Genomic DNA, 16,420 nt, shown 5'->3' on the forward strand with positions numbered 1-16,420 from the left:
AGTTTTACTGGCGACAGTTATAGGGTGAGACACGCACTATCGAATCATCAAACAGAATAAGAAAAGGGCTTGGCAAAGTTCTCGACTTTTCATTGCATTATTCTCAACTTATTGCTTGCAAAACACAGTAGTTGCTAGTAAAATTAAGGAGTTACAGCATTTTGCTCAATTCAATGATATTTTCGTTTTATCGATTTTAATATTTATGACGAATCTAGTTGTAAAGTTCGGTTGTGATGGATTACAAAAAATAAAACGGAAGAATAAAGCAGCAGTGAAATTACGCCGCGCCCGCGTATCTTAAAAGGAGAATAATATGATGAAAAAAATATCAACTATACTTATTTTAATGTTTATCCTGTTTGTAGCAACAGCATGTAGTACAACTTCTGGTGAATCAAGTGGAAAAGGAAATGATGATAAAGTTGTTTTTTTAACGAATGCGGATGAAGAAGCAGTAAATGCTTGGAAAGAAACATTGGATGGCGCTGGTTTTGAAGGCAAATATACAGTTCAATCATTAGCTACCTCAGAATTGGGTGGGAAGTTAATGGCTGAAGGAAAAACGATGCAAGCAGATTTAATTAAAATGAGTACATATTTTATTCAAAGTGCCCAAGAAAAACACGATATGTTTGCGCAATTACCCGCAGCTGAGCAAACAGCAAAAATAGCCGACGTTAAACAACGCTTTATAGAAAAGGGTGCACATGACACCATCGAAACGATGAGCGAATTACCAGCCCTAATCCACAAGTTAAATCATACAAATTAAAGTAAATTTGCCGGAGATGATATAAGTCTCCGGCAAATTTTTTTACCACAGATTAACTGGCTGTAAGACCCCCACATCAAGCATTTTTGTTGCTAACAAGAGTTATAAGTGGGGGATCAACAGCCAGTAAAGGTTGATTCGTTCAACTAACAATCAGTGGGGAAAGGGCGGAAATCCCCTACTGATTGGAGTTTCACTTTATTTATAATTGAATATTATGTGACGGTCAAAGATGTAGGATTTAGCAGCTATCACGAATAAATTGGATGGAATGAAATGACATCATAAGATGCAAAATTATAGGTAACAGGTATTTTTGGGTGTAATATGTAAATAGTAAGATGTAAATGAAATATGAGGAGCGTGTTTAATGATGTCTGGTACTGTTAAATCTGTTACATCACCTAAGAAATTTATTGTGGGTCAAGACCTATTAGGTGATTTATCTACATATACAAAGACTTATGGTGATCATGCCTATGTTATCTGTGATGAATTTATATTGGAACGTGCAAAAGAAGAAGCTGGTAAATCTTTTGCGAGAGAAGATCATAAAAGTGAGTTCGTGAAGTTCAATTATGAAATTAGCCAAGAGGAAATTGATAGTCACCGTGAAGCGGTTAGGAAATCAGGTGCTAATGTGATTGTGGGAATTGGAGGCGGAAAAACATTAGATACAGCTAAAGCAACCGCCTATTATGAACAATTGCCGGTAGTTATTTTTCCTACGATTGCTTCAACAGACGCGCCGTGTACGGCACTTGCTGTAATCTATAATCCAGACGGTTCATTTGATCGTTATTTGTTCTTGCCGTCGAATCCAGATGTAGTATTAGCCGATAGTAAAATATTAGCTGCTGCTCCAACCCGCTTCTTTGTAGCAGGTATAGGTGATGCATTGGCTACCTATTTTGAAGCACGTGCATGTTACCGTAAAAATGGTGATAACTTAGTGAATTTAAAACCATCACTTTCTGGATTAGGGTTAGCTAAATTGTGTTATGAAACAATTTTAGAATATGGTTTACAAGCCAAACTTGCAGTGGACCAAGGGGTTTCTACTCCAGCAGTTGAAAATATTATTGAAGCAACGATATATTTAAGCGGTGTAGGAGCTGAAGCAGGTGGTTTAGCTGCTGCCCATGCTGTTCACAATGGAATGACGGCTGTTCCATCCCTTCATCGAGCACAGCACGGTGAAAAAGTCGTATTTGGTGTGCTTACACAACTCGTATTAGAAAATGCTCCAAAAGAAGAAATTGAAACAGTTATTCATTTTATTAAGGAAATTGGCTTGCCATTAACATTAAGTGATCTTGGTCTGGATGAATTTAGAGAAGAGGAATGGCGACTAGTTGCAGAAACTGCCTGTGCAGAAGGAGATACGATGAAGAATATGCCACATCCAGTTACTCCAGATGATGTATACCAGGCGATTATATCTGCAAACGCATTGGCCGAATATTATCGAAATTAATTCATCATCAACCATTGGATAGATCGTACGGTGAAGAGGTAGTAGAACTAGTTGCATAAAATGATTTACAAGCAGATAAACTGAACTGCGATAGTAACAGAGCGTACAGCTTTTGCTATTGCAGTTCGTTTTTTATTATGAGAAGGATTAAACGATAGGGAAGAAATGGATTGTCGGAAAAGAAGCGCTGTTGCATGCTAAATTGTGCTCATTTGCTTTAATGCACCTGAAGAATATTTGATAATTTCCTCTTGGTTGCTAAGTGCTAATTCAATGTAAAACCCAATCCTATTGTTAATCAAAATGCGTGGTCAGTGGTTGGGCCCTTATGTGTAAATAATATATCATTTCAATAATTATTTCTTTAACAATTCCAATATTTTATGAATGGTTGGTTCCTTTTTCAAATCCTTTGGGGTGAATATATACATATGATGGGCTGGCATTTCAAATTCACTTTCCAGGTAGCATAACTTTTTATCATTAATAAATGGTTGAGCTATCATAGATGGTAATAAAGTAAAATAATCTTGTTCTTCTATCATTTTTAACACGATTGCTGTTTGATTCATTGATAATGCCGGTAATTGATTCATACCTGCCAACCCCATGTACCATTCCAAGAAAGCATCCCCCCAATTGTTTAAGATGAATTTCTTACTATTAAAATCTTCCACTTGAATAGGCCTATCTAATGGAAATCTGGATACGAATTTAAAATGATCCTCAATGTGTTCGTGTACCAGTATATTTGGATGGGTTGGTTTTGTATAAGATACCCCAAGATCAATAACGCCATCCAGCACTTTGCTAATCGTATTTTCCGATGAATGTGTTTTAAGTTCTAAGGATACATTTCTATTTTCCATTGCAAATGTAGAAAGTGCATCCCGGAAAATATAGTTCCACGCTGACGATGGTCCACCTAATACGAAACGTTCCGTATATTGACCGTCTAATGCAAGCTCTTTTTTGCTTTCCTCAAATAATTCAATGATTCTTTTTGCATAAGTTAAAAAAATGAACCCCGAGGGAGTAAGTTCTACGCTTTTCTTTGTTCTTTTTAGTAAAGGCTTTCCTAATTCTTGTTCGAGGCTTTTCAGTCTAGCGGAAACAGTTGATTGGGCTACATGTAACATTTCAGCACTTTTAGTGAAGTTTTTATAAATGACCAATGATAAAAATGTATCCAGTTGTTCTTTATCCATCTTATCCATCTCCCAATAAATAATCGAAAAAATCGATTATAGTTATCCAATAAATTCGTTAAACAAATAATACTATATGAGATACAATTTAATCAAAGATATAATTTATAGAGGTGATAGGAAATGTTTAATTATTTGATTTTTGATGTGGATGGAACCATATTAGATACTGAAGCGGCTATTTTAAAATCTTTACAACACGTGTTGGCAAGTGAAGGAAAGGAATATCAAACAGAGGAATTGAGATTTGCATTAGGAATACCAGGTAAAGAAACACTCCGAAGACTTCATGTTACAGACGTGGAGCGGGTGCATTCAAAGTGGTCAAACACCGTATTGGCGTTTTCCAAAGAAGTACAAGTATTTAAAGAAATAGAAGAAATTTTAACAGATCTATTTAATAAACATGTAAAAATGGGTATTGTTACATCGAAAACACAGCAAGAAATGAAAGATGAATTTGCACCATTCGGATTGAACGATTTTTTTCAGTTCACAATAAATGCGGATGACACAGAGAATCACAAGCCATATCCCGATCCCTTATTAGCTTGTTTAGATGGTTTAGATGCTTCCCAACATGACGCCATTTACATCGGAGATTCTATTTATGATATGCAATGTGCCAAGTCTGCTGGAGTGAAATTCGCGCTTGCCTTATGGGGAGCTAAAACAGTAGAAGGATTTGAATCGGCGGACTTTATACTGGAAAATCCGAAAGATATTTTAACACTAATAGAAAATGAAAATGATGAATAAATTTGATGGAGGATTGTAATAATGAAGGCGATAATTTTTGATTTTGATGGCACGCTTGCAGACACTTTACCCATCTGTTTTTATTCGTTTCAAGCCGTATTTAAAGCATTTGATAATAAGGAACTGACTACAGATGAGATTAAAGCTATGTTCGGTCCCTCTGAGACTGGTATTATTAGAGAAAATCTAGTAGATCCAAATCATGAGCAAGCAATCGAATTATATTACGAAAAATACAGAGAGAAGCATAGAGAACTCGTTTTGGATAATGAGGAAATGAACCACTTACTTCAACAATTAAAACACGAAGGCTATAAATTAGGAATTGTAACTGGGAAAGCAAGAAGAAGCTTGCTATTATCTTTAGAGTGTCTTCAGATGAATGATCTATTTGATGTCATCATTACTGGGGACGATGTAGATATACCAAAGCCCTATCCAGAGGGTGTAAATAAAGCCTTGGATCAACTTAAAATAAAAAACAGTGAGGCTATGTTCCTTGGAGATAGTGAAGCTGACATTTTAGCTGGCAAACAAGCTAACGTACAAACAATTGGGGTGCAATGGTTGCCTAATTACCAGACACCAGCTTTTGAAATTCAACCAGATCAAATGTTTCATAGTGTAGAAGCATTCAAACAATATTTACAAACTGTAGATAGGAAAAATTGAAGGAAACAATAAATTAAATTTCCAACTGTATATTAAAGGAATGATTTGGTGCCTGAACCTAAAAGCTTTGGACCAAATCCAACAACCCCGTTTCCATTAGAAGGAAATAAAAATGTACAATTTACCACAGAACCCCACTGATTGAAGTTTCACTTTATTGGGGACTGGTTAGCGATCAAGTGGTGGGATTGGAATATTGAAACGATTAATCAAAACCACCACATCATAGGCGGACATATAAAATTAGTTGAAAGTAAATCATTTAACTGAAGGGGAGTGACAATATTTGGAGACGATGACAAACAAGATCCAAGTTGATAAGGAAAGCACTAGTTCATATCGTGATGTCTTTAATGAACAATGTGACTGTGATGCTTGTGGAATATTCCACAACAAATTTCGGAAGCAATATCCTGATGCGGTTGCTTATTTAACACAGTTTGGAATACATGTTGATTATCCTTTAACAGTAATGGACTTTTCTGATAGAGAAGAAGAATACCCTTATAATTTTACGGTGTACTACAGTGTGAAAGGGACATTACCAATTGACAAAATGGAAAATAAAATAGGTGGAGTGAATGTGACATTGCGCAATTGGAATATTGCCGATGAGGAATATGCGAATACCGGGATGACAAGGCCTTATTTTATTATAGCGTTAGATAAGGTTATTATACGACATGGCTCGTAATTCCAGTTTAATAAATTCATGATGAAAATAATTATAGGAAAACGAACAATTATTCGAATGGCAAGAAGTCCTGTTCCAGGTCTTGCAGAGTTAAAGCAGGACTTCTAGGCAAATAAAAATAGTACAACGAAAAGATAATAATTATGCAAAATCAATTTCCAATGTTTTAATCTTTGTTAACACATTTATTCATTGGGGTATAGCTTTTGATATTTTTCAACAGTATGTTTTATTAATTTCTTTAATACATTGGTATCGATATCAGCTAACTTATTCACATAAATACATGCTTTACTTTTTGTGTGCTTTCCAAAGCTTTCTAAAAATTTATCCCTGTCTTCACCTCCATAGTCCAGATAAAGACTATGTTTTGCTTTTCTTGGTGAAAAAGCTGCTAGAGGTGCGTCTCCTTCACGTCCAGATGCATATTTATAATGATAATTGCCAAAGCCAATAATGCTTGGTCCCCACATTTTCGCCTCAAAACCAGTTACTTCTTGAAAGATTTCTAATAGCTGATACGCATCCGCTTTTTTCTTTTCATTTTCTATACCTTCAATAAATTCAATGACACTTTTGTCAGTTTCTCTCATTTTTGGTTCGGACATATTGATGCCCTCCTGTCTTAAAATATGTATTCGATAAAATGATAGATTTTCCATGGTTTAAGTCTTAATTCAATTACATTATACTGAAACTTGCAAGTACTTACAAAACATCATAGGAAATTGGAAGCTAGCATACAATTTATAAGTACATTTTCTCCAGCTTCTATCGTATTTGCCGATATGTTATTGATATTTGATTTGTTCCACTACACAATTCAATATAACTACAATTATTACATCAATGATTTTAATTGCACAATCTGAAACACCACAAAAGTAAACTTTATAAATATACGAAGTTACGAAATAGGGATTTATCACAGAATAACAGCCCCCCGCCTCAAGAATTTTTGTTGATAACAAGATTGTAAGTGTGGGATCAACAGCCAGTAAAGGCCTGATTGGTTCAACTAACAATCAGTGGGAGAAGTGCGAAAACCCCCCCACTGATTGAAGCTTCACTTTATTTGCTAGCTACCTTTTGCTATAACATAGTTGAAGAAAAGCCCTATAAATATATCATTATAAATTATGCTGAGATATATTAAGGTTCGCGTGTGTTTTAGGCAATTTGTCAGATCAACATATGAAACCGGCTAGCTATTTCATATGAAAAGAAGATGCCCCCAGTTTAAAGCCCGGAAGCATCTTCTTTCATTTTTAAATTCCATTACTTAATTTACCTAAATTGATACATGGAGAATACCTTATGATTTGTTTTTATCTGCATAGATTTCCATAGCATCACGCATAAATACAGCCAGTCCATCCCCGAATTGGTCAATGTTTGTTGTGAAGCGTTCGTCTTCCACATACATTTGGCCTAGTCCTTTGAAAGCTTCCAGTGTGTAATGGTTACCTAGCTTGTTTAAGAATTGATACCATTTATCTATACCTGCTTGTGCTTCGTTGGATTCAGGTGGAAGGTGACGGATTGCTGCCAGGCTGCGAAAAACATCATTAAATTTTTCCTGGTCAAAGGAAGTCATGTTTTTTGCTTTCTCATTTGCTTGATTCACTGCCTTGTCACCCCACTTTTCTCTTGCTTCTTGTTCATATGGGTTATGGCTAAAGTCAAAGCCTGCAAATTTTTCTTGATTTGACATTTGTATTCCTCCTTTCGAGTGTTGAATTGTTTTTTCAATCGTACCAATCATTTGATCAAGTCGATATTTCTTTTCCAGTAGCATTTTATGCTGCATGATAAGTGCTTCCTGACGATCAAATGATGGATTTTGAATGATTTCTTTAATTTTCTTTAAAGGGAAGCCGAGCTCTTTAAAAAACAAGATTTGCTGCAGCGTTTCAAGATTTGTTTCTGAATAAACCCGATAACCAGCATCTGTGGTCTCTGCAGGGATTAATAATCCAATTTCATTATAATGATGTAGTGTACGCACACTAATTCCTGCTAAATCAGCAACTTCCTTTACTTTCATCTTGTTTTCCCTCCCTTCAGTCCTTATATTAAAGTATCCCGTAACGTGAGAGTCAATCCTAAAATAAAGTTTTTTTGAAAGTAGTTGTTTGACTTATGTTGGTCGCGCGCTTTCACTAGCCGTTGACATTCATAAAAAAGTAGTCCACAATAATACATGAATGATAAATATTAGGAGGATTATTGAAAATGAGACTACGTTTCCCAACTTTGAACCGGTAATTAAATACGTTCAAAGACTCTGTTTGTATTTACAGAGTAAAGGGATTGGTCTGTCCTTTTCTAATTATAATCTTCATTCTACAGCATTATAAAATTTTGTTTTGTAAATGACTCGATATATCATGCTGAGGAAGGCTGGCTGTTCAGTCTTTTTTATTTTTAAATAAAATGATCCCTTTACTTACTATCACAGGCAGATGCTTGTGATTTTTTTATTTACGTGGATGGGAGGAAAAAGCGATGCAATTTTTATTATTCTTTTGATACGGGCTTTTAGTTGAAATAAAGCTCGTATCGATCCTAGCTATCGGTACGAAAATAATTATTTTCGGGAGGTAGCAAAAATGGAAAAAGTTTGTTTTGAATTAAAACATGTAGAAATAGATTATTTAGATAAGACGATATTGACAATAGAACGCTTGGCGGTACATCAGTTTGACCGCATTGGTGTTGTTGGAAAAAACGGCGCTGGAAAAAGTACGCTGTTAAAGTTAATAGCAGGTATGGTTGAACCAACTAGAGGGAAAGTAATGCGTCATATTGAATTTGATTATTTTGATCAGATTTCTTCACCGGAGGATGGTGACGTTGACTATGATCTAAAAGGCAAATTATCCATCCCACAACATGAAATAGAAAGTTTTAGCGGTGGAGAAATCACCAGGTTGAAGCTTGCGCAGATTTTTTCAAGCTATCATGAAGGGTTACTGATTGACGAACCGACCAGCCATTTGGATGAAGAAGGGAAGCAGTTTTTTATAGATGAGTTAACCTACTATTATGGCGCACTGGTTCTTGTCAGTCATGATCGTTCCGTGCTGGATCAGCTGGTTACGAAAATTTGGGAGGTTAAAGATGGTGTTGTAACGGAATATGCAGGGAATTACGAAGCGTATGTTGACCAGAAAAACTTGGAGCGGGAACAGCAGCAAGCGCAACATGAAAGTTATGTGAAAGAAAAATCGCGCTTAATCAAAGCGGCGGATGAAAAAATGAAAAAAGCTGAAAAAATTACCCAGGCAAGTGGGAAAATCCGGGATACAAAAGCAATACCCAATAAAATGCATATGACCAAATCAAAAGGAACGAGTCAAAAGTCCGTACAACGTGCAGCGAAGGCATTGGAGAAAAGAGTGGAACAGCTGGAAGAAGTAACAGCACCAAAAGAGGAACAAATCATCCGTTTTCATCAGTCAGAACAGCTGCAATTGCATAATAAATTTCCAATTATGGCAGATCGATTGAATTTACAACAAGGAGACAATGTACTGCTTCAAGAGGCAAATTTTCAATTTCCATTAGGAAAAACCATTGTTATTACGGGAAAGAATGGTTCAGGCAAAACAACGTTGCTACGTCATATCCTGCAGCAAGGTGAAGGAATCATCATGTCACCAAAGGCTGTTATCGGTTCCTATCAGCAGATGGATTACCAATTTACAACAGATGAGACGGTAATAAGCTATATGAAGGCAAGAAGCGATTATCGAGAGAGTAAGATCAGGTCTGTTCTTCATGCGATGAATTTCCACGGAAATGATATTAAAAAGCATGTTCAACATTTAAGTGGTGGAGAAGCCATTCGTTTGGTGTTATGTCGTTTATTTTTAGGAAGATATAATGTGCTCATGATGGATGAGCCGACCAATTTTTTAGACATTTATTGTTTGGAAGCTTTGGAGCAGTTTATCCATGGATATGATGGAACGGTAATTCTTGTGTCCCACGATTCAACCTTTATTGATTGTGTAGCAGATGATGTATATGAAATCAAGGACCAACAGCTCGTGTTAAAACATTCTACGCATTAATAGTGAAACACAGCAATCATCCGCAATGGGATATCTTAGCCCCATTTTGCTTCATCATTTCAATACCAAACTTAACTGGATCCGCATATGGGTCCAGTTATTTTTTTGGTAACTTTAAGGTTTTCTTAAGAAATAGATGAAGTATTTCTTATGTTTTGATGTGTACATTGTAGATATAAATGAATTGGTTGATAAAGGTGAAGGGGGGAATGGGGATGGAAAAAAAGGTATATATCCTATTATCAGATACGGGTTCATTCTTTACAAAACTGATTAAGTTATTTACAAAGAAACGATATAATCATGCATCCATTTCCCTGGATGCTGCATTATCTGACGTTTATAGTTTTGGTAGAAAAAAAGCCGGGAATCCTTTTGTTGGAGGGTTTGTGAAAGAGGATGTAAAGCAGGGGTTGTTTACACAGGCGGATTGTGCCATTTATGCCTTATCCGTAACGGAATTTCAATTCAATCAAATGAAAAGTTTTATACAGGAAATAGAAAGTGAAAAGGAATCGTATCGCTATAATTTTTTAGGCTTATTCGGATTTATCATCAAGAGACCTATCAAAAGAGAAAAAGCGTTATTCTGTTCGCAATTCGTTGCTTCCGTGTTAAAAGGATGCCATATCATTCAGTTCGAGCAGCCACTGTCTTTGATTGCACCATGTGACCTTCAGGAACTATCCGAATTGAAATTGGTGTATGAAGGAACGTTAAAGGCTTATCATAAAGGTACAGGTGAAGTGTGGAATGTTCCCGCTTCTATGATGCCAGCGAAATGACAACAATAGAAAATAGGAACGGGCTACATTTGCCCTTAGATGGTATTCATTAAACAGCCAGGGTGCGACAATCGCAGTGGAGGCATATGCAGCATGGAATCATCCTGAATACGAAGAACTAAAAGCGAAATTAGTGCTTGATAGTTTTAATCGAAGTGTCCGCATGACGGATCCAAAACCAAAGTTTGTTGGAATTTATTAAATTCATGGTGAAAAAAGCAGGGGTTTTTACGGTCCTTGATTTTTTCTATTTTTCAAAATTTTTCAAAGTATGATCAGCAAAACGGATTAATTTTGGGATATGTATATTGTTTTCATTTATATAAATTGCGATACATCTTATAATGGTAATACATCTTATTTGCTTAACAATGAATGAACAATAGTTAGAAGGCGGATGATCCGATGTACAAAATACTTATTGTGGAAGATGAGCAGAATATAGCAGAAACCTTAAAGAACCATCTGGAGAAATATGGATATTTCTGTTATCTCATTGAAGACTTTGAGAAGGTATTTGATGTGTTTCAAGAGGTGGAGCCGCATTTAGTTATGATGGATATCAATCTGCCTGCCTTTGATGGATATTACTGGTCAAGAAAGATAAGAACGGTATCCACCTGTCCGATTATGATTCTATCCGCAAGAATGAGTGAATTGGATCAAGTATATGGGATTGAAAATGGTGCGGATGATTTTATTACGAAACCGTTTGTGATGGATGTTGTCCGGGCGAAAATCAATGGACAAATTCGTCGTACTTATGGGGAATATGCCAAAGAAGATGAGTCTCAAACGATGAAACTGGGGAATACGGTTTTGAATCTGGATACAGTGCGTTTATCGACGGATATGCAGGAAGAGATATTAACAGTGAAGGAGCTGCAGCTTTGTAATATGCTTTTCAAGGCCTATCCCAATGTAGTGACGAGGCAGCAGTTGTTATCGGCTATTTGGGATGAGGAAGGATTTGTAGAAGAAAATACACTGACCGTGAATATTAAACGACCGAATTCCGCGGCCCCTATGGTAGAAGAATCACATTCCATGGTAGAATTCCACGTTCCCTGTGGTAGAAGTTCATGCCATGCTGTATGATTCCGCGAATCCTAGATAAATCAAATCGAGTGAAATTTAACTGTATATTTCACAAGTTAAATTTCACTCGATGAGCATTGCAAGGCAGGTGGGGAAGGCTAAAAGACTTGTTTACTTTTCTTGATATTTAAAGTAGTCAAAGTCGGCGGGTAAATTTTGACCGGAACCGTCTTGACACTGCATTCCGACAAAGGCCCCTGTAAAGAAACCGCCACCGTTAATATAATCGTCTGATAGTTTATATGAATAAAAGTTTATCGGAATCGCTGTCCAGTTTACTCCATCAAATGAATAGGAGTAGGTGTAAATATTTGTTTGGACGTCTACCCGTAAATAAACATATGCGACATGTTCAGGAATAATAATTTCATTTCCTTTTAAGGGTTGGTCAAAGGTGAAATTGTCACATGTTGTTAAGTCTAAAATTCTTCCTTTTTCCTCATGCCATGTAATTTGTAGTGCTGTCCAATTTTGCGTATTATAATAATTCACGAGACCGGCTGCTTGTTGGAAGGAATTTGGGCTAAATGCTACTTTTGTTTCAGCTGTGAAATTAAAGTGTTGCCAGCGTCTTGCAATAAATGCTTGCGTGAATTTTGAAGTCAACGACTCTTTTCCGTATAGTCGTAAATGTCCTGGATTATCTTCTAAAGATAAGATGTTTTTCTCCAGTGGAATCCGTAATGTTTGAAAATGTAAGTTTAAATCATTTGAATTAAAATCATCTATCGTTGGATAATCCGGTTGCAATTTCACTTCATCAATAGCAGGTCCCTCAATTTCAACGGAAGGCTGGTTGCCGCCAACAATGTAAGGCCAGTCATTTTTCCATTCCATGCGTTGGATTGCGGTTTCACGTCCAAGTGGACAGAAGCCCCTAGGATCAAGTAAAGGTTGTCCTTCTTTTGGCAATGGACGTCCTGTTAAATGAACTAAAAACCATTCGTCCGTGTGTGTCTGAACAAAGGAAGCATGTCCAGCCTTTTGTAAAGGATTTCTTGGGTATGGAAATGATGTGATCAATGGGTTTTCTGGATGTACTTCATACGGCCCCCATAAGTTCTTTGAACGTGCGATAGTTGCTTGATGGTCATATTTTGTGCCACCTTCAGCAGTAAGTAAATAATAATAGCCATTTATTTTGTAAATATGGGGTGCTTCCGTTAGCATCACGTCTGTGCCTTTAAAAATAATTTCAGATTTTCCGATTAGCTTTCTATTTTCATGGTCGTATTCTTGCAAAACAATACCGTAAAAGTTATGATTACCAATCCGATGGTCCCAGAACATATTTGCTAAATAATTTCTTCCATCATCATCGTGAAATAAAGAAGGGTCAAATCCAGAGCTATTTAGAAATATAGGTTCAGACCATTCACCGTCGATGGTATCACATGTAACTAAATAATTATGGGAATCTTTCCACTGTCCTTCGGTAACTTTGACGTCAGTGTAGATGAGCCAAAACTTACCATCAGCATAAGAAAGTTGAGGTGCCCAAACCCCGCCTGAATCGGGATTACCTGACATATTTAATTGACTCAAGCGCTGAAGTGGTCTTGATATAAGATACCAGTTTTTCAAATCCTTTGAATGATAGATCCCTACACCGGGAAACCATTCAAATGTAGATACTGCGATATAATAGTCTTCGCCCGCACGACAAATACTTGGATCAGGGTTAAAGCCAGTTAAAATGGGATTTGTTATCGTTGCCATAATGAACCACCTCTATTAATATATTTTTTGTTACACCTAATGTAAATCAGCATGGAGTTAATATACCTCCAGTTTGTTGAAAAGGTTTACATTTACTTTGTCAAAAATGCTTGAATTTGTCTGTGCTCATACTATCATAACATATAGTTTGTCCAATCGACAAACAAAGTATATTTAATAAAAATAGGCTCCTTCTTAGAGCGTAAAAGGAGGCTATAGAAAATATCATACATGTGCTTTTTATTTTTAATAGTTGCAGCAATAAAATCAAATGCGCCAAACCCTCGTTTTAACAGTCACAGCTAGAAGATAATATTGGCTTGCTCGTTTTAAATGCGATAAACAGTATTATATACTCACGCTTTGTGTAGATTATTTTGTAAAAATTCCTCTACGGCAAAAGCTGCTACTCCCATTGCGGCGGAATGTGTTGATAGGCTAGAAAAGTCCACTTGTAAGTCTTGTTGTTGAAATAATTGTGTTTGATCTAACTGTTTTTTTATTGGCGCTATTAACCATTTCTTGGCTGCGGCTAGGCGTCCTCCGACAATGATTTGTTCAGGGTTGAAAATATTAACGATGTTTTTTAATCCAATCCCAACTTGATTTCCAATTTCTTCAAATAAGGCGATTCCTTTTTCATCGCCTTTTTCAGCAAGTGATAGTAAACTTTCTAGTGAAATTTCCTCTTCGGATAAAGACGTTAGTTTTAGTTGTGCAGCATAATCATCTAAAGCTTGTTCGGATGCATAAAGTTCCCAACATCCTTTACTGCCACAACGGCAATCTTTCCCATTTATATCGATTGTCATATGTCCAAGTTCACCAGAAAAACCGTTATTGCCTTTATACAACTCACCATTTAAATTAAGCCCGACTCCGATTCCGATACCAATACTCACGTAAACAATATGTTTTGTGTCCATACCGATTCCGAATTTCCTTTCACCGTGGGCTCCCCCGTTGGCTTCGTTTTCTATTACGATAGGTATGTGATATTTTTCTTCAAGGATTTCTTTTAAGTGAATATTTTTCCATTTTAAATTTGGTGCCAAAAGAATATTACCGTTATTATCAACTGTACCAGGGACTCCAATCCCAATCCCGATTATTCCGTATGGGCTTGAAGGGGCGGACGCAATTAGTGAATCTATTACTTCATAGAGCTTCTCCATGATTTCATCAAAAGATAGGTCTTTAATTTTTATATAGTTCTCTTTACAAATATTTCCTTCTAAATCGGTAAGCAGACCAAGAATATAATTTACACCTAGATCAATTCCGATTGAATAGCCGGCGATTTTATTAAATAGAAGCATGACTGGCCTTCTACCACCGCTAGATTTCCCAGGACCTGATTCGTAGATTAAATGTTCGTCAATAAGTTCGGTTACCTGAGATGAAACGGTTCCTTTATTAAGTCCAGTTATAGATGCAATGTCCGCTCTAGAAATAGGAGAGGATGATTGAATGACGTTAAGAACTAAAGATTTATTTTCCTTTTTTACAACATGTTGGTTCCAAGTTTTGTTTAAGGCCATTGTAGTCAACTCTTTTCTTGATATAGTGTATTAGTTTTAGATAGTAGGTTTTAAAAAATAAATAGCGTAAACTACCGATGAAATGGAGTAATACTATGAATATCTGATTTATACAAGTTTCATAAAAGGTATATGTACTCATGAAGATTGTTAATGTTAGTACATGAAGTTAAATCTGATTATATCATAAACATCTCGAAAAAACTTAGTTTATTCACTAGACAAACAATGTCAAGCGTGGTATTCTTTATTTAACCCGTAAAACGGTATATCTTTTAAAAATTCGGAGGTGTCACAATGGGGAAAAGGAAAGCGCTAACATTTTTTATTTCTATCATGGCATTATTTTTGTTTTTAGCAGGCTGTTCTGGGTCGGATGATAATAGTCAAGGTGATAAGGGAGATGCAAAGACGATTAAATTCATGCATCTTTGGCCAGAAGGAAGCTCTGCGCAGCATCATAAAATTGTGAAAGATATTGTTGCTGATTTTGAAAAAGAGCATGAAGGCGTAAAAGTAGATGTTGAAGTATTAAGTAATGAACAATATAAAGATAAATTAAAAGTATTGTCTACATCAAATGAGTTGCCAGATGTTGGAATGACATGGGCTGCAGGATTCTTGCAACCATATGTAAGCGGTAATAAATTTGCTTCATTAGATGACGTTTTAGATGACGGATTAAAGGATAGTTTTGTATCTGGAACAACAGAAGCATATGCAATCGACGGGAAAACATATGGCTTACCATTAGAATTAAACATAGTTTCTGTCTATTACAATAAAGCAATTTTTGATCAGTATGGTTTAAAAGAACCAAAAAATTACGATGAATTCAAAGACGTTGTAAAAACATTAAAAGATAATGGGGTTGCCCCAATTGCATTAGGAAATAAGGATAGTTGGACGGGTTCTTTATGGTATATGTATTTTGCCGATAGAATTGGTGATGATGATGTACTTACAAAGGCTATTACAAGAGAAGAATCATTTGAAGACCCGGCTCTTATAGAGGCTGCAAAGGATGTACAGGAACTCGTAGATATGGATGCTTTCGTCAAAGGATTTAACGGTCTTTCTGATGAAGAAGCAAAAAGTATGTTTATGAACGAACAGGCAGCTATGTATTTGATTGCCACTTGGGATTTACCAAACTATACAACAAATGAAGATGTCCCTCAAGAATTCAGAGATTCTGTTGGCTATTTCAAATTTCCAGTTGTTGATGGTAAAGGTGATCAAAATAGTTATGTAGGTGGACCTGGTGTTGGACTATTTGTTTCGGAAAACTCAAAAGTTAAAGATGAAGCAAAAGAGTTTGTTGCATATTTCACTGAAAAATGGGGAGAAAGAGCAGTTACTGAAGTTGGGGTCATTCCAGCAACAAAAGTGGATACGAAGTCATTGGAACTTCCGCAAATGTATGTAGATGTGTTAAATGACCTTAACAGTGCAACGAATATTACGTTGTTTGCTGATGTTCAAATGAGTGCAAGTACAGCACAAGTTCATTTGGAACAAATTCAAGCATTATTTGGTAAAGATATAACGCCTGAGGAATTTGCGAAAGCACATGAGGATGCATTATCGGCAGAGGAATAATCGGCTCTATT

Annotated in this window: 15 protein-coding genes; 10 read left to right on the forward strand and 5 right to left on the reverse strand. The window is 36.2% G+C overall.

Going from position 1 to position 16,420, the window contains the following annotated elements; genetic code table 11:
- Positions 1-319: 319 nt before the first annotated feature.
- Together DX933_RS07985 and DX933_RS07990 are read left to right on the forward strand one after the other, a co-directional pair.
- Complete coding sequence (locus tag DX933_RS07985; protein WP_123315924.1) at positions 320-775, forward strand: hypothetical protein; 456 nt, start codon at positions 320-322, stop codon at positions 773-775.
- Positions 776-1,148: 373 nt separating this feature from the next.
- The gene (locus DX933_RS07990) at positions 1,149-2,252 is read left to right on the forward strand and encodes a glycerol dehydrogenase (RefSeq protein WP_123315952.1); all 1,104 of its coding nucleotides are present in this window, start codon (positions 1,149-1,151) and stop codon (positions 2,250-2,252) included.
- Between the two features lie 356 nt (positions 2,253-2,608).
- Here the strand turns inward: DX933_RS07990 and DX933_RS07995 are convergent, their stop codons facing one another.
- Entirely contained in the window at positions 2,609-3,460 is an 852-nt protein-coding gene (locus DX933_RS07995; RefSeq protein ID WP_190279456.1) for a LysR family transcriptional regulator, read from the reverse strand.
- A 123-nt stretch (positions 3,461-3,583) separates the two neighbouring features.
- On the opposite strand from DX933_RS07995, the gene DX933_RS08000 reads away from it, so the two are divergent.
- The 3 genes from DX933_RS08000 (at position 3,584) to DX933_RS08010 (ending at position 5,585) form a co-directional block, all read left to right on the forward strand.
- Positions 3,584-4,219: an HAD family hydrolase gene (locus DX933_RS08000; protein ID WP_123315926.1), complete on the forward strand. Its 636-nt coding sequence runs from the start codon at positions 3,584-3,586 to the stop codon at positions 4,217-4,219.
- Between the two features lie 21 nt (positions 4,220-4,240).
- A complete protein-coding gene (locus DX933_RS08005; protein WP_123315927.1) occupies positions 4,241-4,891 on the forward strand; it encodes an HAD family hydrolase in 651 nt (216 codons plus the stop codon).
- A gap of 286 nt (positions 4,892-5,177) precedes the next feature.
- A complete protein-coding gene (locus DX933_RS08010) occupies positions 5,178-5,585 on the forward strand; it encodes a hypothetical protein (protein WP_123315928.1) in 408 nt (135 codons plus the stop codon).
- A 185-nt stretch (positions 5,586-5,770) separates the two neighbouring features.
- Here DX933_RS08010 and DX933_RS08015 read toward each other — a convergent pair whose 3' ends face one another.
- Positions 5,771-6,193 carry a DUF1801 domain-containing protein gene (locus DX933_RS08015; protein WP_123315929.1) on the reverse strand — a complete coding sequence of 141 codons (423 nt, stop codon included), beginning with the start codon at positions 6,191-6,193 and terminating at the stop codon, positions 5,771-5,773.
- Positions 6,194-6,900: 707 nt separating this feature from the next.
- Positions 6,901-7,632: a MerR family transcriptional regulator gene (locus DX933_RS08020; protein WP_123315930.1), complete on the reverse strand. Its 732-nt coding sequence runs from the start codon at positions 7,630-7,632 to the stop codon at positions 6,901-6,903.
- Between the two features lie 565 nt (positions 7,633-8,197).
- Between DX933_RS08020 and DX933_RS08025 the strand changes: the two genes are divergently transcribed.
- The 4 genes from DX933_RS08025 to DX933_RS08035 all read left to right on the forward strand — a co-directional run bounded on the left by DX933_RS08025 (position 8,198) and on the right by DX933_RS08035 (position 11,547).
- Positions 8,198-9,664 (forward strand): Msr family ABC-F type ribosomal protection protein, encoded by a 1,467-nt coding sequence (locus tag DX933_RS08025; protein WP_123315931.1) that lies wholly within the window; start codon positions 8,198-8,200, stop codon positions 9,662-9,664.
- A gap of 215 nt (positions 9,665-9,879) precedes the next feature.
- A complete protein-coding gene (locus DX933_RS08030; RefSeq protein ID WP_123315932.1) occupies positions 9,880-10,449 on the forward strand; it encodes a hypothetical protein in 570 nt (189 codons plus the stop codon).
- A gap of 76 nt (positions 10,450-10,525) precedes the next feature.
- Positions 10,526-10,651: a hypothetical protein gene (locus tag DX933_RS18720; protein WP_263363181.1), complete on the forward strand. Its 126-nt coding sequence runs from the start codon at positions 10,526-10,528 to the stop codon at positions 10,649-10,651.
- Between the two features lie 203 nt (positions 10,652-10,854).
- Positions 10,855-11,547, forward strand: coding sequence for a DNA-binding response regulator (locus tag DX933_RS08035; protein WP_123315933.1), 693 nt, complete (start codon positions 10,855-10,857; stop codon positions 11,545-11,547).
- 111 nt (positions 11,548-11,658) lie between these two features.
- Here the strand turns inward: DX933_RS08035 and DX933_RS08040 are convergent, their stop codons facing one another.
- Entirely contained in the window at positions 11,659-13,266 is a 1,608-nt protein-coding gene (locus tag DX933_RS08040; protein WP_123315934.1) for a glycoside hydrolase family 43 protein, read from the reverse strand.
- A 356-nt stretch (positions 13,267-13,622) separates the two neighbouring features.
- A complete protein-coding gene (locus DX933_RS08045; RefSeq protein WP_123315935.1) occupies positions 13,623-14,807 on the reverse strand; it encodes an ROK family transcriptional regulator in 1,185 nt (394 codons plus the stop codon).
- A 297-nt stretch (positions 14,808-15,104) separates the two neighbouring features.
- Here DX933_RS08045 and DX933_RS08050 point away from each other — a divergent pair, with 297 nt between their 5' ends.
- Positions 15,105-16,409: an extracellular solute-binding protein gene (locus DX933_RS08050; protein ID WP_123315936.1), complete on the forward strand. Its 1,305-nt coding sequence runs from the start codon at positions 15,105-15,107 to the stop codon at positions 16,407-16,409.
- Positions 16,410-16,420: the final 11 nt, after the last annotated feature.

This window comes from Ornithinibacillus gellani (assembly GCF_003730295.1).
Taxonomy (GTDB): domain Bacteria; phylum Bacillota; class Bacilli; order Bacillales; family Amphibacillaceae; genus Ornithinibacillus_A; species Ornithinibacillus_A gellani.

Bases quoted from the DNA above. Each gene is read 5' to 3' on its own strand.
- DX933_RS08015 (WP_123315929.1), bottom strand. From the start codon at position 6,193: ATGTCCGAACCAAAAATGAGAGAAACTGACAAAAGTGTCATTGAATTT.
- DX933_RS07995 (WP_190279456.1), bottom strand. From the start codon at position 3,460: ATGGATAAAGAACAACTGGATACATTTTTATCATTGGTCATTTATAAA.
- DX933_RS08030 (WP_123315932.1), top strand. From the start codon at position 9,880: ATGGAAAAAAAGGTATATATCCTATTATCAGATACGGGTTCATTCTTT.
- DX933_RS08000 (WP_123315926.1), top strand. From the start codon at position 3,584: ATGTTTAATTATTTGATTTTTGATGTGGATGGAACCATATTAGATACT.
- DX933_RS08005 (WP_123315927.1), top strand. From the start codon at position 4,241: ATGAAGGCGATAATTTTTGATTTTGATGGCACGCTTGCAGACACTTTA.
- DX933_RS08025 (WP_123315931.1), top strand. From the start codon at position 8,198: ATGGAAAAAGTTTGTTTTGAATTAAAACATGTAGAAATAGATTATTTA.
- DX933_RS08020 (WP_123315930.1), bottom strand. From the start codon at position 7,632: ATGAAAGTAAAGGAAGTTGCTGATTTAGCAGGAATTAGTGTGCGTACA.
- DX933_RS08035 (WP_123315933.1), top strand. From the start codon at position 10,855: ATGTACAAAATACTTATTGTGGAAGATGAGCAGAATATAGCAGAAACC.
- DX933_RS08045 (WP_123315935.1), bottom strand. From the start codon at position 14,807: ATGGCCTTAAACAAAACTTGGAACCAACATGTTGTAAAAAAGGAAAAT.
- DX933_RS08050 (WP_123315936.1), top strand. From the start codon at position 15,105: ATGGGGAAAAGGAAAGCGCTAACATTTTTTATTTCTATCATGGCATTA.
- DX933_RS08040 (WP_123315934.1), bottom strand. From the start codon at position 13,266: ATGGCAACGATAACAAATCCCATTTTAACTGGCTTTAACCCTGATCCA.
- DX933_RS07985 (WP_123315924.1), top strand. From the start codon at position 320: ATGAAAAAAATATCAACTATACTTATTTTAATGTTTATCCTGTTTGTA.
- DX933_RS07990 (WP_123315952.1), top strand. From the start codon at position 1,149: ATGTCTGGTACTGTTAAATCTGTTACATCACCTAAGAAATTTATTGTG.